This is a genomic window from Paenibacillus sp. ICGEB2008 (assembly GCF_000307675.1).
Taxonomy (GTDB): Bacteria; Bacillota; Bacilli; order Paenibacillales; family Paenibacillaceae; genus Paenibacillus; species Paenibacillus polymyxa.
Window position 1 is genome coordinate 77955 of sequence record NZ_AMQU01000014.1, and the last position, 23482, is coordinate 101436.

Here is a 23482-nt window from a genome sequence, read left to right on the forward strand (position 1 = left end):
TCGTACTGCGACTGTAAAGTCATTCAGGGTTCGGATGACTTTACGGACAATCACTGCAACGAATAGGCACACCGTGAAAAAGGGTATTTCACTCCAAAGGTTCAAATCTGGAGTAAAATACCCTTTTTTGTCATAGTCTAAATTAACTACAATTTCATGTTACTGCTGTGTCCGGGAGACAACTTGGCGTCTGGATCTACATAGACCTTGGCGTTGTTGACTGCTGTAGGAGCTTCACCAAAACCAACCGCGATCAGCTTGAGCTTGCCTGGATAGGTAGTGATGTCTCCTGCAGCGAAAATGCCAGGAATATTCGTCTCCTGACGAGAATCGACCACGATGGAGTTACTTTCGATTTCAATTCCCCATTCAGCAATTGGGCCAAGTGTGGATACAAATCCAAAGTTAACGATGACATCGTCCACTTCGATTTCCTGAGTTTCTTTGGTTTTTACATGAGCAAGAGTGACCTTTGTAATCGTATCTTCCCCATGCAATTCTGCAATTTCCGTTGGTGTAATCACGTTTACTTTGGAAGCGAGGAGGTTCTCGACACTGTGTTCATGCGCGCGGAATTTGTCACGGCGGTGAATCAATGTAACCTGTTCTGCAATCGGTTCCAGCATAAGGGCCCAGTCTACAGCAGAGTCACCGCCGCCACTGATTAGCACCTTACGACCTGCAAATTTGCTCAGGTCGCTGACAAAGTAATGCAGGTTCGTTTTTTCAAAACGATCGGCACCTGGAAGCTCCAGTCTGCGTGGCTCGAAAGCACCCACGCCAGCGGTAATGATAACCGCTTTACCATGATACTCGCCACCTTTGTCTGTTTTGACGATGAAGTGGCGTTCTTCTTTCTTCTCTAACGATACGACTTTCTCTTCTAGCTGCACCTCTGGATTAAAATGGTTCATTTGTTGAACCAAATTGTTGACCAGTTCCTGTGCAGTCACTTTAGGAAAGCCAGCAACGTCATAAATATATTTTTCAGGATAAAGGGCTGCAAGCTGGCCGCCCAGTTGGGGCATACTTTCAATTAAGGTGACGGATGCCTGACGCATTCCTCCGTAAAAAGCGGCGAAAATACCGGCTGGACCGCCTCCAATTATGATCAGATCGCGGATCTCCGCACCTGTGGATTGAGCTGTCACTCTAAAAACACCTCCGAAAGGGATAGTATGAATTGTAGATATTGAATCAGCCGCATAGAGGTTCAGATAGCCGCCGAACGTATGATTCACTGCTTATCATTATAAACTGCTGGGTTCTTCTTGCAAAGTTAAAGCGATTAATATTTGATGAAGACTTTCCGGTGAGTATAAGTTAACCGTGTTAAGAGAAAAGCTGTGAATATTGAATGATTATGTATATCGGAAGGGGTAGAAGCATGAGCAGTATTCCCAAAATTGTCATTGTGGGCGCCGGATATGGCGGTATATTGACGGCTCAGCAATTGCAAAAGGAGCTCAAGCACAACGAGGCAACTGTCACGCTAATCAACCGTCATGATTACCACTATATTACGACACATCTTCACATGCCTGCGGCAGGCACGGATACGATTGAGCATTCGAGGATTCCGATTGCGCAGCTAATCGATGAGTTCAAGGTGGATTTAGTCAAAGGAACAGTGAAGGAAATCATACCAAATGAGAAAAAAAGTCGTGCTGGAGGATGGCTCGCTATCCTACGATTATTTGGTCATCGGATTAGGTGGGGAGCCGGAGACATTCGGTATTCCAGGAATGGATCAATTCGCACTGACGATTCGCAGTATTAACTCTGTGCGCCTGATTCGAGAGCATATTGAATACCAGCTGGCCCTGTATAAAAATGACGGTAAGCCAGGTCGCCTAAATTTCGTCGTAGGGGGCGCTGGTTTTAGTGGCATTGAGTTTGTAGCGGAGTTGGCAGATCGTCTGCCACAGCTGGCTAAAGCTTACGACATCGATTTTAACCGAATTCAAATCATTAACGTCGAGGCAGCTCCTACAGCATTACCAGGGTTTGATCCTGAGCTGGTGGAGTATGCGATGGATGTCCTCAAGCGTAAAGGGGTTAACTTCCGTATTGGAGTCCCGATTAAGGAATGCCTGCAGGATGGTGTAATCGTTGGTGAAGGTGAGAAAATTGAAGCCTGCACGGTCGTCTGGACAGGCGGAATCCGTGGAAACGGATTGATCGAGAAAGCCGGATTCGAAGTGATGCGTGGAAGGGTGAAAATCGACGATTTTCTGCGTGCACCGGGTCATGATGATATTTTCATTATCGGGGACAGCTCCCTGATGTTTAATCCGGAAGGCCGCCCTTATCCACCGACTGCCCAAATTGCAATGCAGCAAGGGGTACTTTGTGCCAAGAATCTGGCCGCTACGCTCCGCAAAAAGGAGCTTCACAAGTTCGTATTCTCCAACAAGGGTACGGTTGCATCCCTTGGAAAAGGCGAAGCTGTCGCCGTAGTAGGTAAACGAAAAATCAAAGGCTGGGTGGCTGCACAGTTGAAAAAAATTGTGGATCTACGCTATCTGTTCATCATTGGCGGCATTCCACTAGTACTGAAAAAAGGGCGGTTTTTCTAACGTCAGAAGGTTTCCATGACTCCTTGAATGGAGCTTGGAGACCTTTTTTATTTAGGTGAACGAAAAAAAGATATTGACTCATAACTATTCGACGACGTATAGTATGGTTACTAATTATAGAGGGGGAGCTTCACGTTGAATTCTGATTTTAAAATCAATGCCGATCCCAAGAGAATAAATTTATTGACTGAAAAGTTTCCAAATGTGGACTCCCAATCGTTGAATACGTTCTTACTTTTCGTGCAGGCAGCACATGAAGTGTACAATGGAGTGTCTTCCAGACTCTCGGAATATGGGTTATCTGTAGGCAACCTGAAAATTTTAGTGCCATTGTTTTTACATGAACGTGCATTGACTCCATCAGAGCTGGCTGAATATTCAGGGGTTACTCGTTCAACAGTAACCAGCGTAATTGATAAGCTGGAACGGGACGGCATCATCCGCAGAAGTACACTGACGGATCGACGTATGACCGCGATCTCCTTGACTGACGAAGGAAAACAGTTAATGACGGAAAAAATTCCGATGTTCATCCAGCTTTTTTCGGAGTTAATGAATGAATTTACGCAGGAGGATCATATTCTATTTGCTACGTTATTATATAAGCTTTCCTCAGGACTTGAGCGGATAAAACGGGAATAATCAATTTCCTGGCTTAAATAGTTAGACGTCGTACTATCAGGTCCCTTATTTATTTTTTGTCTATTATTTTTTAACTACCATTGGTTAAATCATCATGAAGGAGAGTTTGTTGCAATGAATAAAAAGATCATTGTGTACGTGCTACTTGTTGTCGCATTAGGTATTGGAGGTACGCTGATGGCAATGAGCGGCAAGGATGCTGTGAGTATGGCAGCCCAACAAAAAAACACACTGCTTACGGCAGATACCGTGAATGTTGCTTTTCAGGGTGTAGGGGGAAGAGTAAACACGATTGAGGTGAAGGAAGAACAACAGGTGAAAAAAGGGGATGTAATCATGACTCTTGATCCTGTAGACCTTGATTTGCAAATCGAGAAATTAAAAACGGATATCGCACAGGTTGATGTGAAAATAAAACAGGCTAAAGACGGGCTGCAAAATCAGTCGGAGAAAATTTCAACTTCAGAAAAACAGGGACAATTGGACATTCAAGCCGCGCAAGCAGGAGAGTCCTTATTAAATCAAGGAACACGTGCGGAGGATATTCTAAGACAAAAGCTGGCTATTGAAGCAGCACAGCAATCGTTGGACGCAGCTCTGACAGGAGTAGAGACAGCCAAAAGGAATGCGGAAATCGCGCAAAAAACAGTATCATCCAGACAACAGGCTCTGGACTTGGCTAATTTGAATTACAAGCGCATCAAAGCGTTATATGATGCCGGAGCTGGAACCAAAGCAGAACTGGATAACGCCAAAAACCAACTGGATAATGCCCAAATCGTGTTAGATACAGCTAAGGATCAGGTTGAAATTTCTAATAATCAGATTACAGCGGCTAGCAAACAATCGGACATTGCTAGAAATGGGATCGCTCAGCAGCAAACTGCTTTGGATAAAATGGAGGCTGGCGCAACGGCTGAGGAACGACAGCAGGCTCGTATCAAAACAGAAAAAGCCAAGGAAGCCTTGACTCAAACCTCGCAAACACGAAAAGATGTTAAGAATAGCGAATACAATGTGGATCTTCTGGCTCAACAAAAGCAGGCATTAAGTGTTCAACTCAAAACTTTGGAATTACAGCGGGGACGTATGGTGCTGAAGGCATCCACAGATGGTAAGGTGTCGCGTATTGTACCTAAAATGGGAGAGATCGTTTCTACGGGGGCAACGGGCGCCGTTATCGAAACCAGTCAGCTATACTACGATATTTATGTGGGTGAGGATTCCATGTCACAGTTTAAAGCTGGGGGAAATGTGACTTCGCACGTTGTAGCTTTAGATAAAGATGTCCAAGGCAAGGTGAGGTACATCACTTCTGCTCCTCAGTATACCAACATGAGAATGAGTCGGGACAAAGGTCTGTCGGATATAAGCTCCTTCCAAGTACGGGTGGATGTTCAGCGTACATCTGAATTATTACCTGGAATGACGGTAGAGGTTGTGACGAAATGAAGGCGTTTATAGAAGAATGGAAGCTGTTGATCAGCGGTAAGATGGTTTTTGTTATGCTGCTCGTTCCTATCATAGTAGCTCTAGCCTTTGGATTTGTTTTTAAAAATAATCAGCTTAACGATGCCTCTATAGCTGTAGTCGATTTAGATCATAGCAGTTATAGCCGACAGCTTATTAATAAATTAGATGCATCGCAGTATATTGATGTACGCCATGTGCAAGAGAATGAAGCCGATCCGAATTTACTCTTATATAATGAAAAGTTTTTTGCGGTGATTTACCTCCCAGCTGGGTTGGAGGAAAATAGGATCAAAGGAGTTCAGAGCAACATCGGTTTTTATGTGGATAATACGGTAGGTCAGGCTACTGGAAATCTACGCTCGGCAGTCACAGAGATTATGGCGACGGAAAATGCGATGCTGGCTGGGGGTGGATTAAAGGGCATGGGAATGAGTGACAGCCAGGTTACAGGGCTTACTTCTAATATGCTGCTTCAGCAGCGCCTGTTATATAATCCTACCAATGCTACTTTGATGACCTCGGTTATGGGATTCATTAATACGGTCATGATTTCATTGATTGGTGCTACTGCACTGACAATCGTCCCGCGATTGCGGGAGCAAGGAAGATTAAAAGAGGAGCTTCAGCATTCGTATAGCTTGATTCTTAGGGTGTTACCGTATGCGTTAGTAGGATGTGTGTCCTTTTACCTGTCCATTGGTTTACTTAAGCAAATTGGGGGATTACGCTTTGAAGCGAATGTATGGCAGCTCAGTATTCCATTTTTCCTATACACGATTACGTTGAGTTTGTTTGCGATGGTTTTAGGGTGGAATGCTGCGAATCCTGGAAAAGCTTCCTCACGCCTCATGCTAATTATACTGCCTTCGTTTTTACTGAGCGGTGCTCAATTGCCCGTGGCTATGCTGCCTCCATCGCTGCAATATGTAAGTAACATTCTCCCATTGACCTGGCATTTCAAGTTTTTGAGAGGTATGGGCTCCAAAGGTGGGAGCTTAAAATATTTTATTCCCGAGTTGGGAGGCTTTTTGGTCTTACTAAGTGGTTTGCTGCTTATTATCTTTATTTTGATTGCTCTGGAGAAAAGAAAGCTGGCGAAAAGTGAGAATACATCCGTAGTGGTGGAGCCGGTGATGCAATAATCTGAGCTATTATTCCTTGGTTTATTACCTGGGCAATCATAAAAAAAAAATACATTTTATCAGGCGCCCGTGCGGGGGCCTTTTCTCTTCTATTATTATAGTTTTAGATCTTATAAAAAAAGGATTCCGTCGTCCCGAAAGTGGGAGTTCACGAAATCCTCGGTTTTTTCAGTAAAGAGTTGATGTCTGCGTCTTACAGCTTCAGCATGTCTTCAAATGTTTCTTCATTCAAAACGCTGCCGACATAGAAGGAACCGAATTCACCGTATCGGGCACTCACTTCATCAAAACGCATTTCGTAAATTAGCTTCTTGAATTGAAGTGCGTCGTCGGAGAACAGGGTCACGCCCCACTCCCAATCGTCGAAGCCGATGGAGCCTGAAATGATTTGCTTTACTTTGCCAGCATAGCTGCGTCCAATTAAACCGTGGCTGCGCATCAAGGTGCGACGCTCGTCCATCGAAAGCATGTACCAGTTGTCATCCAGATCACGTTTTTTGTTCATTGGATAGAAACAAATATAACGTGCCTTGTTTAATACAGGCTTCAGGCGTGCGACAATTTGTGGATTTTCCATTGGATCTTCTTCCTTGCTCAAATAATTACTCAGTTCGACCACACTTACATAAGAATACGTTTTGGTCGTATATTTGGCGAAGGTTGTTTTGTTGAATTCATTTTCCAATTTATTGAGGTCTTCCAGCGTTTCGCGCAGGTGCAGCATAACAAAATCAGCCTTTTGTCCGACTACAGTATAGACAGCTGAGCTGCCCAGACCTGCTTCCTCGGTAACGCTCCATTCCTTCATAAACTCTTGAAGCTCGTCCAGTGCTCCCGCGCGCTCTTCATCGTCTGCAGTTTTCCATGCCGTCCAGTTGATGGACCGGAAATCGTGAAGCGCGTACCAGCCTTCCAGTGTGGAGGTTACTTCGTTGGGTGTTGCTGGGGTTTGTTGAGGTTGATGTTGATTCACGATCTACACTCCTTTACGATCTGTAAATGTAATCGGCTTAGCCGAAATATGTGTACTTCCGTATATCGTTCCTGTATCCAATACGTGATGTTTAACCATTATATTGTAGCTCAATTTGGAGCTTTTCACCAATGAAAGAAGTGTGAAGAATATTATTTTTCCATGATGCAGGTCACAAAAGTCATAAAATAGTTAGTATTCTCGAAAAAAGAAGAACTCGGACGAATACGGCTGCCAAAAAGGAGGACAATTGCCCTTATTTTGTTGGTCCCACCCGAGGGCAAGTATGATAGAATAGAAAAACATCTTGGAGAACGTTATGTCAGGAAAGGAAGAATGTCGGAATGCGGATGAAAAACCTGCTGCACTATACTGAGAACCACCGCTACTGCGTTTATCGGGAATTTGGCTTGAGCGCACTGGATGAATTGATGCTGGGAAGTGTCTATCAGCCGATGGTAGGCGCATTTGCGGTCAGTCTATATCGACTGTTGTTCCAGCATGTGCCAGTCGGACAGATTGGTTATTCGCCGTTGGAACAGCAACGTCGACTTTTTCTGACACTGGGACTGGAGCCAAGTGAGAAGGGACGCAAGTATTTGATTGAACAGACCTCCAAGCTGGAGGCTGTCGGTCTGTTGCAGACGTCCAGGTTGTATGTGCCCGAAACGGACGATTATATGTATGAATATGAGATGCAACCACCGCTCGCACCTGCTGAATTTTTCAGAACGCAGCACCTTACCCTTTTGTTGAGAGACAAAATCGGTAAGTTTGCAGTGCTTTCTCTGAGAGAATCGTTGTGGAGCAGGGAATCTAGCGAATGGTCGCAATCTTCCCATAATAAAGAGAATATATCGGTTCCGTTTTATGAGCTGTTTGAGCTGAACACCCATGTTATAGATTATGAGCTGGAACAAGCGCTGTCCGAAGTATCCACGAGCCGCCAGACTGGAGCATTAGCGTCCGAATCGGAGGAAGCATTGAACTATGCAGATATTATTCTTCGTTTTCCGCGTGAATCCGCCAATCGCAAGCACGTGGAGCGTCTTCGATTTGAACACGAGCAACTGGGTATGGTCAATTACGTGGTCCGTAAATTTGATCTCTCTGTACAGGATATCAGTCGCTTGCTGGATGAGGACGGCATTTTTACCGAAGCAGGCGATTTATTGCTCGACGAGCTTCAGCTTCGGGCTAGCCAACACTCCAGGCAGGAACGGAAGCGTCAGGAGGAACAGCAGGTGCAGGCTGCCAAGGTGGTTGCCTTGCGCCAGAGGGAAACTTCCACACCTGAAGAGCCGCCTGCAGAGCAGGCTGTGGAAATGGAATTTTATGTAGAGGTTCCCCCACAATTCACAGCCAAGTGTGACATTCACCAATATAATATGATGCTGCGCAACGAGCCTTATCGCCGTTTGCTGCAAACCTTTTTCCCCGGCACGGTTCCCGGTAACCTGCTGGATATATTCGAGAAGATTGATATCAGCTATAAGTTGCCTGGAGAAGTCATCAATGTGCTGATCCATTATTTAATGTCACTGCTCGTATCGGGGAGCGATCAGCGGATTAACCGCAACTTTGTCGAGGCCGTTGCCTCCAACATGCTGCTAAAGCAGGTAAACACTTACGAAAAAGCCGTTCAATATATAAGGGATCAAGCCAAGGTAAAAGGAAAACAGTCTACTGCTTCTTCCTCCGGGGGCAGATCCCGCACGTATGCCAAAAACAATGGGCCTGCCAAGCCGTCTATTCCGATCGTACAAGATCAGCCTTCCGAGGAATCCGTATCCGAGGAGGAATTGGATGAACTGCTTCGCCTGGCCGAACGACTGCAATCCGGTAAACAGAAAAAGGTGTAATGGAAGCCAATTCAATAATGTGTCGACTTTATGGCGGTCGGCAGCGAAGCGTCAATCGCCCTCCATAACTCTGCACATTTTAGAAAGGAGGAGCATTCTTGGAATCACTCGGTGATTTGCTTCAGCAGATGCAGAACCCTTCGTTTCGCCAACGTACTCGCAGCGTAGCCGATCAGGTTCTAAATGATCCGCTGGTGAAGGAATTTTGTGCTGCACATCCTGATGTAGACGAAACGCAATTGCGACTTAATATGAGTATGCTCTTTCAGTATACCCGGGATCGCCGAAATTGCGACAACTGTCCGGGACTGGAACAGTGTCCTAACGATTTCCAGGGTCACTTTTGCAAGCTGGGCGTGGAGTATCCCAATGGAACAGCGGAAATGGTGGACATTCGGACCCCGTGCGCCAAGCTAGTTGCCTCCCAGCATGAACAACGAGTGCGTCAACGAATTAAAAGCTTTTATGTGGATGAGCGCGCGTTGTTGGAAGGATATAATGCTGTTGAGATTGCACGTAAGGATTTGCAACGCGTGCCCGCAGTCAATCAGGTATTCCGCTATATTGAAGAAACCAAAAGTCAGGGTTTATTAAAAAAAGGGCTCTATCTGGAAGGTACGTTTGGTACGGGGAAAACCTTTTTGATGGGTTATCTGTTGCACGAGTTGGCTCTGTCGGGTTTCAACGGTGTGATTGTCTACATGCCTGATTTTGTGGAGGACTTAAAGTCCATGATACAGGATGGACAGAAGCTTAAGGAAACGACCGAAATGCTTAAAAATTGTGATCTGCTCGTATTTGACGATATTGGTGCTGAAAATTTGAGTCCATGGGTACGGGATCATGTAATGGGCTCCATTTTGAATTACCGAATGAACCGTAAACCGACCTTTTATACTTCTAATTACTCACTGCAAGGGCTAGAGAAGCATCTTAGCTTTACAAGCAAAGACGGAGAGGAAATGTACAAGGGACAACGCTTGATGGACCGGATTCGTCCTTTTGTGGATGTCATTACCGTCAAGGGGAAAAATCAGCGAGGGTAAGCGTTCATTCGTCTGCTCTTTTGATATCTTACAATTAAAAGACTATTGTGATATAATTAAAAGGTGTCGAAACAGACATTACAGGTTATAATAATCTTGACTTTTCTATAAAGGAGGAACATACAATGGCAATTGTTAACGTGTCCGATCAATCCTTCAACGCAGAAGTCGAAGGCACAGGAACCGTTTTGGTTGATTTTTGGGCGCCATGGTGCGGTCCTTGCAAAATGATCGCTCCAATTCTGGAGGATCTGTCTACAGAAGTTGGCGATAGTGTCAAAATCGCGAAGGTGAACGTGGATGAAAATCCAGAGTCTGCTTCTCGTTTCGGCGTGATGAGTATTCCTACCCTAATCGTCTTCAAAGACGGACAGCCTGTTGATAAAGTGGTAGGTTTGAACTCCAAAGAAGCATTGAAAAGCATGCTTACTAAACACCAATAATCATGGAATGTGACCCATGCTCCTGCGGGGGCTTGGTGGAGCGCCATGAACAGTCAATGCCTCCGGTTATATATACCGGGGGCGTTTTTGTGCATTATTCCTATATAATATAAGTAGTAAGTTGAGCAGTCATTAAGAATGGAAGGAGGAACCGGGCGAATGAAATCCTATGCGGAGGACTTGCAGAACCAGGAGAAGGCGCTGGAGAACATACGGCACAAATTAGCATTGCTGCCGGATGCATCAGGCTGTTACCTGATGAAGAACAGCGAAGGCACCATCATTTATGTCGGCAAGGCCAAAGTGTTGAAAAACCGGGTCCGTTCCTATTTTACAGGTAGCCATAACGGCAAGACGCAGCGACTGGTTGCTGATATTCGTGATTTTGAATATATCGTTACAGGCAGCAATATGGAGGCGCTCATTCTGGAGTGCAACCTTATTAAAAAGCACCAACCACGTTATAACGTGCTGTTGAAGGATGATAAAACCTTTCCGTACTTGAAAATTACGAACGAGGCACACCCCAAGCTGGAGGTAACCCGTCGCGTTCTGAAAGATAAAGCGAAATATTTTGGACCGTACCCCAATTCCTACGCGGCACATCAGACGAAAAAGCTGCTGGATCGTATGTATCCGTTACGCAAGTGCGGTGTGATGCCAAAAGAAGTGTGTCTGTATTATCACATGCATCAATGCTTGGGACCTTGTGTAAAAGAGGTCGAGAAGGAAACATATGATCAGATCAGTCAGGAGATCGGTTCCTTTTTGAGCGGGGGACATGAGGAAATTAAAAAGGACCTCCAGCGTAAAATGCAGGAGGCCGCAGAGGAATTGTACTTTGAGCGTGCCAAAGAGCTGCGCGATCAGATTATAAGCATCGACGCGATGATGGAAAAGCAGAAAATCACCACATCTGATGCGAAGGACCGAGATGTATTCGGCTTTTCGGTAGATAAGGGCTGGATGTGTGTACAGATTTTATATGTCCGCAAGGGTAAAATGATCGAGCGCCATATGTCGACTTTTCCTTTCTACGGTGAAGCTTACAGTGATTTTATGTCCTATGTGACGCAATATTACAGTGACAACCCGGCAGTACCGCAGGAAATATTATTACCGGATTCTCCTAAGCTGATAAAGGCAAAATCGGCTGATGTCGATCAACCGATTGCAGCAGAAACTGAACTTTACAGTGCGATCACAGCTGAGACTGCCAGCATTACAGATGAGGAAGCAGTGCAAACGGAGTCAGACCGTTCTGCTGACCCACTGCGGGTAGCCGAAGCAAGAGCAGCTTATGCAGAAGGAACGATTCAAGACCCAGTTGGTGACCAAGCAGCCGGGGAAAAAGAACCCGAAACAGAAACAGAAACAGAAACTCAACTATCCGGTGGATTAGAGGACCCAACGACGGCAGCTCTCGCTTTGGCTGAATGGCTGGATGTAAAGGTACTTGTGCCGCAGCGCGGGCTGAAAAAGCAAATGACGGGGATGGCGACGGAAAATGCACGTGTTGCTTTGGATGAAAAGTTTAAACTGATCGAGCGGGATGAGGAACGGACCTCCAAAGCTGCAAGCAATCTGGGACGTGCCATTGGGCTGGATAGTCTGCATCGGGTAGAGGCGTTCGATAATTCCAACATTCAGGGTTCCGATCCAGTGTCGGCCATGATCGTCTTTATTGACGGTAAGCCTGCCAAAAAAGAGTATCGAAAATACAAGATCCGTTCTGTGCAGGGACCAGATGATTATGAAACGATGCGTGAGGTTATTCGGCGCCGATATGAACGTGTACTGAAGGAAAATCTAGAGCGTCCCGATTTGATCATTGTCGATGGCGGGCGTGGACAAATTAAAGCGGCAACCGATGTATTGGAAAATGAGTTGGGCTTGTTTATTCCTGTGTGTGGTTTGGTGAAAGATGCCAAACACAGAACTTCCCAACTACTGATGGGGGATACATTTGAGGCCGTAACACTTGCACGCAACAGCGAGGAATTTTATCTGCTGCAACGGATTCAGGATGAGGTTCACCGTTTTGCCATTACATTTCACCGTGAGCAGCGCGGCAAATCTATGGTAACTTCCCAGTTGGACTCCATTCCGGGCATTGGAGAGAAACGGCGTAAATTGCTGCTCAAGCATTTTGGATCGCTCAAAAAAATAAGAGAGGCCAGCGTCGAAGACTTCCGGCCTCTCTCTATTGGGGATAAACTTGCTCGTCAGATTATAGCTGCCCTTCGGGAGGAGGAGTCGTAGAATACGGCTCCTCTTTTTCACGGGTTCAAACATGATTCGATTAGGTTTTTTAGGACTAAACCAGTAAATGATGTAGCCTACAATAGCCGGAAGTAAGATCCAGAATAAACCGGCGCTCACATTCACGGTGTCTCCCAAACTGATCACACTAAGCCCCATTAATATGCTGTCAAAAATAACGTGGCTGAACATGGCAGCGATAAAGCCGTAACGCAGGAACACGAAGCTAAACAGCAAACCAAGAAAAGTCAGCTCAATAGGTCTTGAAATCACTGGATAGATTGGATAAAGCGTATGTCCCAGTGCCCAAATAAGCGTAGTAATCAGACAAGCAACAAACGTATTTTTGACTATTTTTTTTACCATCGGAATACCAAATAGACGGTAAACAGTCTCCTCTCCAATACCTGCCATCCAGGCCATAATCGGTAGTAGCCATGGATAAGCCATATTGTAAGGGGATTGCGTGGCGTCTGTAGTGGAGAACGTATTAAATGTACGCTCCAGTACAAAGAACAAAATGGATTGTACGCCGAGTAAAATGAAGGCCCACAAGTAACCGACATACATACTGCGAAGCACATACAGCCCGTAGCCGGGCTCTTTGGCCCGTGGCCATGCATTGAGTCCAACCTGACGCATAAGGCCGTCACCACCAACCAAGGAGAAGTAGAGAGCTACAGCCATGAAGAAGGTAACACCGACCTGGAATACCATAAGAAATATAAGCATGCCCTTACTGCCTGCTTCAGCCTGTAATAAAGGCAGCATGTTCATGGTCCCAGCTATACTAGCAATAAAATAAACAATGGACAGAACAATACCGCGTACAAATGAAGTATGTCGTCGGGTGAGTGACGCATACACAATGGCAAGTACACCCAGGACAAAGCTAAATAGGGCATAACCCGCATAAGTCATCCAATTCGCCCAGTATGTTTGATTTTTAACATAGTCGGTATAAGACGAAGGGGCTGAAAAGCTTTGGGTAAATGAGCGAACATCCCCATCTTCAAAGGTAAAAGCCAGCGTAAGGACCGAGGCGCCGATTTTCTTTTCGTCCACGGTATATTTTAATCCACCTTCCCCCTCAGTGGTCGCAAGCTTCAATTCCGATGGATTAAAGCCAAAGCGTTTGATCCATTTTGCTGCAGCCTGTTCCTTAGCTTCAAGCGTCATGTCGCCCTCAGCTATACGTACAAGCTTGCTTCGTGCTTGTTCATCTGTAGAAACATCAGCCTGTGTGTAATTGGTGCTGGAGGTGATCCGCTTAAAGCTAACGACCTTCCCAGTGGATAAATCCACATGAATTTGCAGCTTGCCCTTCGCTGAGGAGTCAGGCAAATCAACCCGAAAGGTTTCATAAGGATAATTTTTTTTCCATGTACGATCGTACGCTTGAAGCAGTTTTTCTCTGGATAAATAACCGTACAAATCTGTTTCAGCCTGATAGGTCACGACAGGCTTCTCTGGCTGTGATTCCGTATAGCCCAGCTCAGAACGGGCGAAGTCCAATGCGTGTACGATCGCTTCTTGTTTGCTGATGACCTTTGCATTCATCAATGATTCCGGACTTGGATTGCTAAGCGAGGGAATAAGCAATTGAAAGATAAAAAAGCAAATCAGGCCAACCCCGCCCAGCAAGCCTAATTTTTTGAAGTTGGCCGTGAGCACGACCGGTTTCCCGATAGGATTCATGAGTTTCCTCCTTAATCTGTAAATAAGAACATCCATTAAAGATATCATACTGCACAGGTTCCCGCCAACAGACCAGCGATATTCATGAAAACAGAGTGAAAGCACTTTAAAGTTTTAATAAAATTAGATAAGCTGTGATTAAGCGATGCCCAATCGCAAATTAAAGCCAATTTCACGTTTTTTCGGCGAAATCGGTTTTGTGATCTGGATAGAGAAGGATTATAATCTTGAGGCAATGCCTATGAAATATATGGGTAATGACATACATTTAAGCCGAATTTCTGTGAGAAAACGGGGGAACCATGTTACTGGGGTGAATTTTACAGCCGATCCTGATGGACCGGAAGTGTAAATAGGGCATACTGTGCTGCCCGAATCCGTCAGCTAACCTCGTAGGCTGTGGGCAGGAACCAAGTCAGGCACTCGGTTTTCCGGTGTCTTTTTTTGTGTGTATAAGTGTGAATAAAAGTTTGCTGAGTTAAGGACGCTGCGCGTTCCATTTGATCTTCCAATCGCTGTTGCCACTGAATTTTTTTTGATTTTCTAGACCTTGATACGGGTAAAATTCAGAGTCAAAGGCGAGCGCTATCGCTTCTCCAGATTCAAATGGACCGCTTCGCTGCTGCCCGCCTTAAAGTCATCAAACGTTCCATGAGGTAGTTACGTATAAAGTGTAGTGAGTATTGAAAGGCAAAAGTATCCCGCTTTGCGGATACTTTTCTGATTTATAAAAGAAACTGAAAAGAATTGGTGATTTTATGAGCTGAGCGATCTCCATGCTCATAGTTCACCAAGGAGGAGAAGTGATGAATAAATGAATCCCAATGCAAGCTGGCTTCGGCTTTCTCCACCGCAAATATTCGTTGCAGGCTTTGCCATTATCATTCTAATAGGTAGTTTATTGTTAATGCTGCCCATTTCTAATACAACAGGAAAACCACTTGCGTTTATAGACGCTTTGTTTACTGCCGCTTCCGCGACCTGTGTAACTGGGCTTGTCGTTAAGGATACAGGGCTCTTTTTTACAACCTTTGGTCAAATTGTCATCGTTGCGCTGATTCAGATTGGCGGACTTGGCTTTATGACTATGGCTACCTTGATCGCGCTGGTGTTCAAGCGTCGGATTTCCTTGCGGGAGCGCCTTATTTTGCAAGAAGCGATGAATCAGACCTCTGTCGAAGGAATTGTCGGATTGATCCGCAAGGTGCTATGGTACTCGCTGATGATTGAGGGCGTATGTGCAGCTATTTTTTCGATTCGCTGGTCATTTGATATGCCTGTCGGCAGGGCGATTTATTTTGGAATCTGGCATGCCATTTCCATGTTTAATAACGCTGGTTTTGATTTGTTCGGTGAATTTCGTAGCCTGACAGGTTATGTATATGATCCGATTGTTAATTTTACAGCCATGTTTCTCATTATTTCGGGTGGTATTGGTTTTGTAGTGATGTCTGACCTGGCAGATTATCGCAAGCGTAAGAGACTGTCCTTGCATACCAAGGTGGTACTCAGCATGACAGCTGCTCTGATTGTCGTCGGGACGCTTGTCATTTTTGTATTTGAGTTTACGAATCCGAAGACGCTTGGCTCGCTTGATTGGGGTGGTAAACTGCTGGGTTCTTTATTCCAGTCCGTTACCCCTCGCACCGCAGGTGCCAACACGCTGGACATTGCAGGCTTGCGGCAGGCTACGCAGTTTTTTATCATCATACTCATGTTTATTGGGGCTTCGCCTGGCTCCACTGGAGGCGGGATTAAGACCACTACATTTGCTCTGCTCATTGGAGCGGTGTTTTCGATGCTGCGGGGACGGGAAGACATTGTGCTGTTCCGGTACCGACTTGCGCAGGCACGCATTTATAAGGCTTTGACTATTACCTTGCTGGGGTTGCTGTTCGTGATTGGGGTGACGATGATTCTGTCCGCAACCGAAGATCATCATTTTCTGATGATCTTGTTCGAGACGGTGTCTGCCTTTGGTACGGTAGGACTGTCCATGGGGCTTACACCTGATTTGACAGTTGTAGGCAAGCTGGTGATTACTCTGACGATGTTTGCAGGCAGGCTGGGTCCACTCACGCTAGCTTATGCACTGGGACCGAAAAAGGGTAAGGAATTGTATCGTCATCCAGAAGGTAAAATAATTATAGGGTAAGGGAGTTTTCGAGTAGATATGAAAACGCAGCAGTTTGTAGTCATTGGCTTGGGACGGTTTGGCTCAAGCCTGGCTTTGCAATTGGTGGATATGGGGTGCGAGGTGCTGGGCATTGATCGGAATGAGGATGTTGTGGACAGTATGAGTGAGATTCTGACACATACTGTCGTGGCGGACGCTACAGATGAGGATGCGTTGCGGTCACTCGGCATACGTAATTTCGATTGCGGCATTGTTGCGATTGGTGATGATATTCAGGTAAGCATCCTGACCGCCATTTTGCTGAAGGAGCTGGGTGTGAGAAAAGTCGTAGCCAAAGCCATATCTGTGCTGCATGGGCGTGCGTTAGAGAAGCTTGGGGTGGACCGAGTCATTTATCCGGAACGGGATATGGGTATTCGAGTAGCGCATCAGCTGGTCACGCCTAATCTGCTCGATTATTTGGAGCTGTCCAAGGAATACAGCATTGTAGAACTTAATGTGCCTGCATGTCTGAATGGCAAAACGTTGGCAGAATTAAATGCGCGCACCCGCTTTGGTTGCAGCATCGTGGCGCTTCATACGGCGAATGGTATCTTGATCGCACCGACAGCTATGGATCGGCTGAAAGCAGACGATATTATGGTCATTATCGGCTCCAATGATAATATCGGCCGCTTTGAGGATGAGGTCGTTAATGTCAATGAAGAGGGTTAAATCCTCTATACCATACGGTAGCCTGCAAACGATGCGCGTGTCTCGCTAATCCAGCGTCGTGCTGTTGGGCCGAGATCGGCCGTTTCTGAGTAGATGAGGGAGGTCGTTCGGCGTGTCTCCTTCAAATCAGGCAAGTACAATGCAGTAAGTCCATTATCTCGCAGCAGTTCGCTGCGCAAATAGGATTTGGGCAGCAAAGCGGATGCCTTGCAGGTGGGAAGCAGGCGTACAATCGCCTCGAAGGAGTCGATTTCCATGCGGATATCCGGCATAATGCCGCTACGCTGGAACAAGTCATCCGTCAGACTGCGGTACCAGGTTCCTTTGGAGAAAATAATCATCGGCAATCCTTGCAAGTCCTTCATTGAAGCCGTTCCTGTCTTGACAGTTAACTCATGTCCGATGGGGACGACTAGCTCCAAATGATCGTCAAATAACGGAATGCAACGCAGTCCAGCTTCATGAATGGCAGACCCGACAACGCCGGCGTCTGCTTTTTTGTCGCGTACAAAGGCAACGATTTCATGCGTCTTGCCGGTGAGCAGCTTTAACTCAGTCTGAGGATGCTTGCTCATGAAAGCTTCGACGAGGGTAGGCAGCGTCGTTTGGAGTGTCGTAAGACTTGCGCCCAGTGTAAGCATGCTCTGGGCTTCATTTTTGTGCTGGGACAGCTTTTGTAAGAAGCGAAGCTGACGTTGCCGTTGCTCCAGCGCGAAAGTATATACAAATCGGCCAGTCGATGTAATTTCGAGCCGTTTGCCCCGACGATCAAAGAGATGGACACCCAGCTCTTCCTCCAGCTTGGCAATTTTGCGGGACAGGGCGGGTTGGGACAAATTCAGCAGTTTGGAGGCTTTATTCAGGCTGGACTGCTCGACAATGACGGCAAAAGCGTTCAAATCCTCAAACAAATCTTCCACTTCCTCTCTATATGCAAAAAAGACATAATAATTAATACGTATATTGCAATTCCATTATAAGCCGAAAAGGAGTAACATGAAAGCGACACAAGATGTTCACACTTTTGTTTTTCCTTATAAGGGACACCTTGTTGAACATTCCCTGTCGGGAACTGTCATTTTATATGTTATATTACTATTGAAAACGCTATTATTGGGAGAAGGGAGCATGACCTAGATGAGAGGATTTTATTCCAGAAAGCTGCATTCGCTTCTTGGCGTCATTCCATTGGCTCTATTTTTTGTTGAGCATTTGGTGACGAACTTCACAGCGGTGGAGGGCGGCAAGGAAGGTTTTAATCGCAGCGTGGCCTTCCTGAATGGTTTGCCGCTGGTTATTGTGTTAGAAACGTTATTCATCTACTTGCCATTACTGTTCCACGGAATCTATGGCTTGTATATCGCTTATCAGGCTGACCCGAATGTCAAAAGGTTTGGCTATTCGCGTAACTGGCGCTTTTTGTTCCAGCGTATTTCCGGCGTCATTACGTTTGTATTTATTATCTGGCACGTATACGACACACGCTTTCAGGTGGCCCTGGGTAATGTAACTCATGAGGAGCTAGGCGGCGTAATGCATGGTATAGTGACGAACCCGGTCTATTTTATTTTGTATTTAATCAGTGTCGTTTCGGCATCATTTCACTTTGCTAATGGACTGTGGGCATTTATGGTCAGTTGGGGGATTACCGTGGGACCACGTGCCCAAAAAGTATCTTCCTATATCTGTATGACCCTGTTCGTGGTGGTGTCGATCGGCTTCGTTGCTTCCCTGCTTGCATTTCGCAGCGCGGAATTCCAGGAAACGGCAACAGCCTTGGTGCAATGCAGCGCCTTTAAACAGCTACTGTAAACGAGTTATTTAAATGATACATCGTGTTGAGATTCTATTCTGATTTGTAAAAGGGGATTTAGTACAAATCCTGAAAAGAAGGAGTGAGCAGAAATGGCAGCATCCAACATTATTGTCGTGGGCGGCGGTCTGGCTGGTCTAATGGCTACGATCAAGGCGGCAGAAGCGGGAGTCCACGTTCATCTATTTTCTTTGGTTCCGGTCAAAAGATCCCACTCCGTTTGTGCGCAGGGCGGCATTAACGGTGCGGTAAATACCAAAGGTGAGGGAGACTCACCCTGGATTCACTTTGATGATTCAGTCTATGGCGGTGACTTTCTGGCCAACCAGCCGCCGGTAAAAGCGATGTGCGAAGCGGCTCCGGGAATTATCCATCTCATGGACCGCATGGGTGTTATGTTCAATCGGACACCAGAAGGACTGCTAGATTTCCGCCGCTTTGGCGGTACCCAGCATCATCGGACAGCCTTCGCTGGCGCGACGACAGGACAGCAACTCCTGTATGCTCTCGATGAGCAGGTACGGCGCTGGGAATCTGCTGGTTTGGTGACCAAGTACGAGAACTGGGAGTTTTTACAGGCTGTACTGGATGATGAAGGCATCTGCCGAGGGATTTGCGGGCAAGATTTGCGTACGATGGAAGTGAAGACTTTTGCAGCGGACGCCGTTATTTTGGCATCCGGTGGTCCCGGAATTATTTTCGGTAAAACCACAAATTCCGTTATTAATACCGGTACAGCTGCCGGTGCAGTGTATCAGCAAGGCGTTCGCTACGCGAACGGTGAATTTATACAGATTCATCCAACGGCTATACCCGGTGACGATAAGCTGCGTCTCATGTCCGAGTCGGCACGGGGAGAGGGCGGTCGCATTTGGACATATAAAGACGGGAAGCCATGGTATTTCCTTGAAGAAAAATATCCGGCTTATGGAAATCTGGTCCCTCGCGACATTGCGACACGTGAAATATTCAGCGTATGTGTTGATGATGGACTGGGTATTAATGGCGAGAACATGGTCTATCTGGATTTGTCCCACAAGGACCCAAAAGAGCTGGATGTAAAGCTGGGCGGCATTATTGAAATTTATGAAAAATTCGTCGGCGACGATCCGCGTAAAATCCCAATGAAAATATTCCCGGCTGTTCATTATTCAATGGGCGGCATGTGGGTCGATTATAATCAGATGACAAATATACCGGGTCTGTTCGCAGCTGGTGAATGTGAATTCCAGTATCACGGAGCGAACCGCTTGGGTGCAAACTCGTTGCTGTCGGCCATTTATGGTGGAATGGTGGCTGGACCAAAGGCTGTGGAATATATCAAGGGCTTGAAAAAGTCTGCCCAGGATGTAGCTTCTTCGGTATTTGATGCGGCAGTCCATCAGCAGACTGAGAAATACGAGCATATTTTGCACATGGATGGAAAAGAAAATGCCTATGTTCTTCATAAAGAGCTGGGTGAGTGGATGACGAACAATATGACCGTGGTTCGTTATAATGACAAGTTGGAAGCTACGATTCACAAGATCAAGGAGCTGAAGGAGCGTTACTCGAACATTAACATTAATGACGCTTCGCGCTGGAATAATGCGGGTGCTGCGTTTACACGGCAGTTGTGGAACATGATGGAGCTGGCTGAAGCGATGACCAAAGGGGCGCTGCTGCGCAACGAAAGTCGCGGGGCCCATTACAAGCCGGATTTCCCGGACCGCAACGATGAAGATTATTTGAAAACGACGATTGCAGATTGGACACCGGAAGGACCACAAATTTCGTATGAAGAGGTCGACGTTTCACTGATCAAGCCGCGTGTTCGAGATTATTCCAAGAGCAAATAACAGAAGGGAGTGTATTTAGATGTCGGAGCAAGCAGTGAAGTCGAATAAAACAGTGAAGTTTGTGGTTACTCGTCAGGATGAGCCTAACGCTAGTTCTTATACGGAAGAATTCGAACTGGCCTACAGACCGGGAATGAACGTGATCAGCGCGCTGATGGAAATTCAGCGTAACCCGGTAGACAGCCAAGGTAAAGAGACGGCTCCGGTGTGCTGGGAGTCGAACTGCCTGGAGGAAGTATGTGGAGCTTGCTCCATGGTGATTAACGGCAAACCGCGTCAGGCGTGTGCGGCGCTTGTCGATAAGCTGGAGCAGCCGATTACGATTGCGCCGATGAGCACATTCCCGGTAGTACGGGATTTGGTCATTGACCGCAGCCGGATGTTTAACGCGCTCAAGAAGGTCAAAGCGTGGATTCCGATTGACGGTACCTACGATCTGGGGCCGGGTCCTAGAATGGCAGAGAAAAAGCGTCAGTGGGCGTATGAGCTGTCCAAGTGCATGACCTGTGGTGTCTGTCTGGAAGCATGCCCGAACGTCAATGAGAAGACGACGTTCATCGGACCTGCGGCGATATCTCAGGTTCGCCTGTTTAATAGCCATCCGACAGGGGAAATGAATCAGGAGGAGCGCCTGGATGCATTGATGACGGACGACGGGCTGGAGGGCTGTGGTAATTCGCAAAACTGCGTACGCTCTTGCCCGAAAGGCATTCCATTGACAACTTCCATTGCCGAAATGAACAAGCAAACGACCAAGCATATGTTCAAGCGCTGGCTGACTGTGTAGCAGAGCCAGCCCATAGGTTGTACTCAAACAGGCTTCTTCCCAAACCGGAGAAAGCCTGTTTTTTTGCGCTCAGGAATGATGGAGGGTAACATGGAGGAAGGAGCGAGGGACAGCACTTATGGTATAATTAGAGTATTGTGTATCGTTTTGGAGAAAAGGAGGCTGGACAGGTGACTGTGCAACCGATAACGAATCGACCTGTCACGCGGTCGGATGTAATGAAAGGATTAAGGGAGCTGGGAGTTCGGAGCGGCATGACACTGCTTGTTCACTCGTCGATGCGCAGCTTTGGACGCTTTGTTCCAGGCGGGGCCTCCACCATTCTTGCCGCATTAACCAAAGCGATTGGCCGGGAAGGAACGCTGGTGATGCCAACACAGTCACATGACTTGACAGATCCGTCCACCTGGATGAACCCGCCTCTGGATGAGTCGTGGTGGGAACTGGTCCGCGAGGAAATGCCCGCTTATGATCCGGCCTGGACGCTGACCGGAGGGATGGGCGTCATCGTAGAAACGTTCCGTGGCCTGCCAGGAACAGTGCGCAGCGGGCATCCGCACGTTTCTCTGGCGGGACGTGGACCTGCTGCTTTAGGCTTGCTGGAAGCGCATGAGCTTGATTTTGGGCTGGGTGAGCATTCGCCCTTGGCAAAGCTTTATGAGGCAGATGCCTATGTACTGTTGCTGGGCTGCGGACATGACAGCAACACCTCTTTACATTTGGCAGAATATCGAACAGCCTATAATGGACGTGAAGTTGTCACGCATCAAGCCCCTATGATGGTGGATGGGATCAAAGCGTGGGTGTCTTTTCAGGATTATAATATTACCTCGGATGATTTTGAGCAGCTGGGACTTGATTTTGAGCGGGAATGTCCCACATCCTTTACGCGGGTGAACATTGGAGAGGCTTCATGTTTTTTCGCAAGGCAACGGGATTTGGTTGACTATGCAGAGCAGTGGTTATCCACTCATCGCTAAAGCTTTCGTGAACAGTAAAAATTTCTGACAAATGAGATAGAGGAATAGATCGCAAAGGGGGAACGCATATGGAGAAGAGGCCGCAAATCCGCCGCGAGAGTCAGGATGGCCTACAACAGGAGGCCGCTATCCCTCCCGGTTCTTCGCGGCGTTCCTTATCAAATGAGCCAGCCAATCCTTCCCGCCGCCGTTTTTTGAAGAAAGCGGCTTTGGCCACTGCAGGAACTGCACTTCTGGCTGGAGGATATGCTTCCTTGTGGGAGCCTAATCATTTGGAGATTACACGCTTCAATTTGTCTCTCCCTCGTCTTCCGTCTGCATTTGACGGAATTAGGGTGGTGCATTTCAGTGATGTACACTTGGGGTTTCATATGGATGAGCAGGATCTGCGTGAGCTGGCGGACCAGATAGCAGGTCTGGAGCCGGATTTGCTCTGTTTTACAGGAGATATTGTAGATGATTATTCCGTATCTATGAAGGCTGCTGTTCCAGTTATGGCTTCCATGCACGCTACCCTTGGCAAGTTTGCTATTCTGGGCAATCATGATTATAGAGGCTTGCCAGCCGGCGTTCAGGAGCTATATCCCAAAACTGGGTTTACGCTGCTGAGAAACGAGCATACGGTTATAGAGCGCGCGGGACAACGTGTGGCCATTGTCGGTTTAGAGGATAACATCATGGGCAAGCCCAATCCGCAGCGTGCTATCCACGGACTGCCTGATGAGATGTGCAAGCTGCTGCTGATGCATGAGCCGGACTATGCAGATGTGGCGGCACAAATGTCCTTTGATCTTCAATTGTCAGGACATACACATGGGGGACAGGTACGTTTGCCGGTCATTGGAGCACCGATGCCGCCCCCAGGTGGACGCAAGTACATTCAGGGATTGTTTCATGTGGGGACGGATAGAATGCCACTGTATGTCAGCCGCGGCATTGGGATGACACATTTGCCGATACGGGTGCTGTGCAGACCGGAGCTTAGTGTGATTACGTTAAAATCTGGCCAATAGGCCATGATCTTTTTTTTCATCTTCATCATATATGTTGGAACTACATAATGTTGGCTTGAATGTAGTGTAGAGATGTAGTC

The 23482-nt window shown here is 46.7% G+C and carries 17 protein-coding genes, 2 pseudogenes and 1 riboswitch; of the genes and pseudogenes, 15 read left to right on the forward strand and 4 right to left on the reverse strand.

Annotation, left to right across the window (positions count from 1 at the left end):
* Positions 1–146: 146 nt before the first annotated feature.
* The gene (locus C400_RS0113500) at positions 147–1151 is read right to left on the reverse strand and encodes an NAD(P)/FAD-dependent oxidoreductase (RefSeq protein WP_016820026.1); all 1005 of its coding nucleotides are present in this window, start codon (positions 1149–1151) and stop codon (positions 147–149) included.
* A gap of 236 nt (positions 1152–1387) precedes the next feature.
* Here C400_RS0113500 and C400_RS0113505 point away from each other — a divergent pair.
* From C400_RS0113505 to C400_RS0113520, 4 genes and pseudogenes are all read left to right on the forward strand, one after another.
* A pseudogene (locus tag C400_RS0113505) lies at positions 1388–2579 on the forward strand (NAD(P)/FAD-dependent oxidoreductase).
* Positions 2580–2714: 135 nt separating this feature from the next.
* Complete coding sequence (locus C400_RS0113510) at positions 2715–3221, forward strand: MarR family winged helix-turn-helix transcriptional regulator (RefSeq protein ID WP_017427294.1); 507 nt, start codon at positions 2715–2717, stop codon at positions 3219–3221.
* Positions 3222–3335: 114 nt separating this feature from the next.
* Positions 3336–4673, forward strand: a complete 1338-nt coding sequence (locus tag C400_RS0113515) for an HlyD family secretion protein (RefSeq protein WP_017427295.1) — start codon at positions 3336–3338, stop codon at positions 4671–4673.
* Positions 4670–5836, forward strand: a complete 1167-nt coding sequence (locus tag C400_RS0113520; protein ID WP_017427296.1) for an ABC transporter permease — start codon at positions 4670–4672, stop codon at positions 5834–5836. Before C400_RS0113515 ends, C400_RS0113520 begins: the two co-directional genes overlap by 4 nt.
* Before the next feature lie 193 nt (positions 5837–6029).
* Here C400_RS0113520 and hemQ read toward each other — a convergent pair whose 3' ends face one another.
* The gene (hemQ, locus tag C400_RS0113525; RefSeq protein WP_017427297.1) at positions 6030–6809 is read right to left on the reverse strand and encodes a hydrogen peroxide-dependent heme synthase; all 780 of its coding nucleotides are present in this window, start codon (positions 6807–6809) and stop codon (positions 6030–6032) included.
* A 344-nt stretch (positions 6810–7153) separates the two neighbouring features.
* Between hemQ and C400_RS0113530 the strand changes: the two genes are divergently transcribed.
* The 4 genes from C400_RS0113530 to uvrC all read left to right on the forward strand — a co-directional run bounded on the left by C400_RS0113530 (position 7154) and on the right by uvrC (position 12422).
* The gene (locus C400_RS0113530; RefSeq protein WP_016820032.1) at positions 7154–8671 is read left to right on the forward strand and encodes a DnaD domain protein; all 1518 of its coding nucleotides are present in this window, start codon (positions 7154–7156) and stop codon (positions 8669–8671) included.
* A gap of 98 nt (positions 8672–8769) precedes the next feature.
* A complete protein-coding gene (dnaI, locus tag C400_RS0113535; RefSeq protein ID WP_016820033.1) occupies positions 8770–9717 on the forward strand; it encodes a primosomal protein DnaI in 948 nt (315 codons plus the stop codon).
* A 125-nt stretch (positions 9718–9842) separates the two neighbouring features.
* On the forward strand, positions 9843–10160 hold the full coding sequence (gene trxA / locus C400_RS0113540) for a thioredoxin (protein ID WP_010347861.1): 318 nt from the start codon (positions 9843–9845) through the stop codon (positions 10158–10160).
* A 159-nt stretch (positions 10161–10319) separates the two neighbouring features.
* Positions 10320–12422, forward strand: coding sequence for an excinuclease ABC subunit UvrC (uvrC, locus tag C400_RS0113545; protein WP_017427298.1), 2103 nt, complete (start codon positions 10320–10322; stop codon positions 12420–12422).
* On the opposite strand, the pseudogene C400_RS28585 reads toward uvrC, so the two are convergent.
* Positions 12391–14120: pseudogene (locus C400_RS28585) on the reverse strand (CPBP family intramembrane glutamic endopeptidase). The gene uvrC and the pseudogene C400_RS28585 overlap by 32 nt on opposite strands.
* Positions 14121–14381: 261 nt before the next feature.
* Positions 14382–14534, forward strand: a riboswitch (cyclic di-AMP (ydaO/yuaA leader).
* A gap of 400 nt (positions 14535–14934) precedes the next feature.
* Between C400_RS28585 and C400_RS0113555 the strand changes: the two are divergent.
* Complete coding sequence (locus C400_RS0113555; RefSeq protein ID WP_016820036.1) at positions 14935–16275, forward strand: TrkH family potassium uptake protein; 1341 nt, start codon at positions 14935–14937, stop codon at positions 16273–16275.
* 18 nt (positions 16276–16293) lie between these two features.
* Positions 16294–16971, forward strand: a complete 678-nt coding sequence (locus C400_RS0113560; RefSeq protein ID WP_013372875.1) for a potassium channel family protein — start codon at positions 16294–16296, stop codon at positions 16969–16971.
* A 5-nt stretch (positions 16972–16976) separates the two neighbouring features.
* On the opposite strand, the gene C400_RS0113565 is transcribed toward C400_RS0113560, so the two are convergent.
* Complete coding sequence (locus tag C400_RS0113565) at positions 16977–17882, reverse strand: LysR family transcriptional regulator (protein WP_016820037.1); 906 nt, start codon at positions 17880–17882, stop codon at positions 16977–16979.
* Positions 17883–18108: 226 nt separating this feature from the next.
* Here C400_RS0113565 and C400_RS0113575 point away from each other — a divergent pair, with 226 nt between their 5' ends.
* The 5 genes from C400_RS0113575 (at position 18109) to C400_RS0113600 (ending at position 23402) form a co-directional block, all read left to right on the forward strand.
* Entirely contained in the window at positions 18109–18783 is a 675-nt protein-coding gene (locus C400_RS0113575; protein WP_016820038.1) for a succinate dehydrogenase cytochrome b558 subunit, read from the forward strand.
* Positions 18784–18876: 93 nt separating this feature from the next.
* Positions 18877–20622, forward strand: coding sequence for a succinate dehydrogenase flavoprotein subunit (sdhA, locus tag C400_RS0113580; protein ID WP_016820039.1), 1746 nt, complete (start codon positions 18877–18879; stop codon positions 20620–20622).
* 19 nt (positions 20623–20641) lie between these two features.
* Complete coding sequence (sdhB, locus tag C400_RS0113585) at positions 20642–21409, forward strand: succinate dehydrogenase iron-sulfur subunit (RefSeq protein ID WP_013372870.1); 768 nt, start codon at positions 20642–20644, stop codon at positions 21407–21409.
* 170 nt (positions 21410–21579) lie between these two features.
* Positions 21580–22389 (forward strand): aminoglycoside N(3)-acetyltransferase, encoded by an 810-nt coding sequence (locus tag C400_RS0113595; RefSeq protein ID WP_017427300.1) that lies wholly within the window; start codon positions 21580–21582, stop codon positions 22387–22389.
* Positions 22390–22457: 68 nt separating this feature from the next.
* Positions 22458–23402 carry a metallophosphoesterase gene (locus C400_RS0113600; protein WP_017427301.1) on the forward strand — a complete coding sequence of 315 codons (945 nt, stop codon included), beginning with the start codon at positions 22458–22460 and terminating at the stop codon, positions 23400–23402.
* Positions 23403–23482 lie beyond the last annotated feature (80 nt).

Coding starts and splice junctions, on each gene's coding strand:
- C400_RS0113560 (WP_013372875.1), top strand. CDS start 16,294: ATGAAAACGCAGCAGTTTGTAGTCATTGGCTTGGGACGGTTTGGCTCA.
- sdhB (WP_013372870.1), top strand. CDS start 20,642: ATGTCGGAGCAAGCAGTGAAGTCGAATAAAACAGTGAAGTTTGTGGTT.
- trxA (WP_010347861.1), top strand. CDS start 9,843: ATGGCAATTGTTAACGTGTCCGATCAATCCTTCAACGCAGAAGTCGAA.
- sdhA (WP_016820039.1), top strand. CDS start 18,877: ATGGCAGCATCCAACATTATTGTCGTGGGCGGCGGTCTGGCTGGTCTA.
- C400_RS0113530 (WP_016820032.1), top strand. CDS start 7,154: ATGCGGATGAAAAACCTGCTGCACTATACTGAGAACCACCGCTACTGC.
- C400_RS0113515 (WP_017427295.1), top strand. CDS start 3,336: ATGAATAAAAAGATCATTGTGTACGTGCTACTTGTTGTCGCATTAGGT.
- C400_RS0113555 (WP_016820036.1), top strand. CDS start 14,935: ATGAATCCCAATGCAAGCTGGCTTCGGCTTTCTCCACCGCAAATATTC.
- uvrC (WP_017427298.1), top strand. CDS start 10,320: ATGAAATCCTATGCGGAGGACTTGCAGAACCAGGAGAAGGCGCTGGAG.
- C400_RS0113575 (WP_016820038.1), top strand. CDS start 18,109: ATGAGAGGATTTTATTCCAGAAAGCTGCATTCGCTTCTTGGCGTCATT.
- C400_RS0113600 (WP_017427301.1), top strand. CDS start 22,458: ATGGAGAAGAGGCCGCAAATCCGCCGCGAGAGTCAGGATGGCCTACAA.
- C400_RS0113520 (WP_017427296.1), top strand. CDS start 4,670: ATGAAGGCGTTTATAGAAGAATGGAAGCTGTTGATCAGCGGTAAGATG.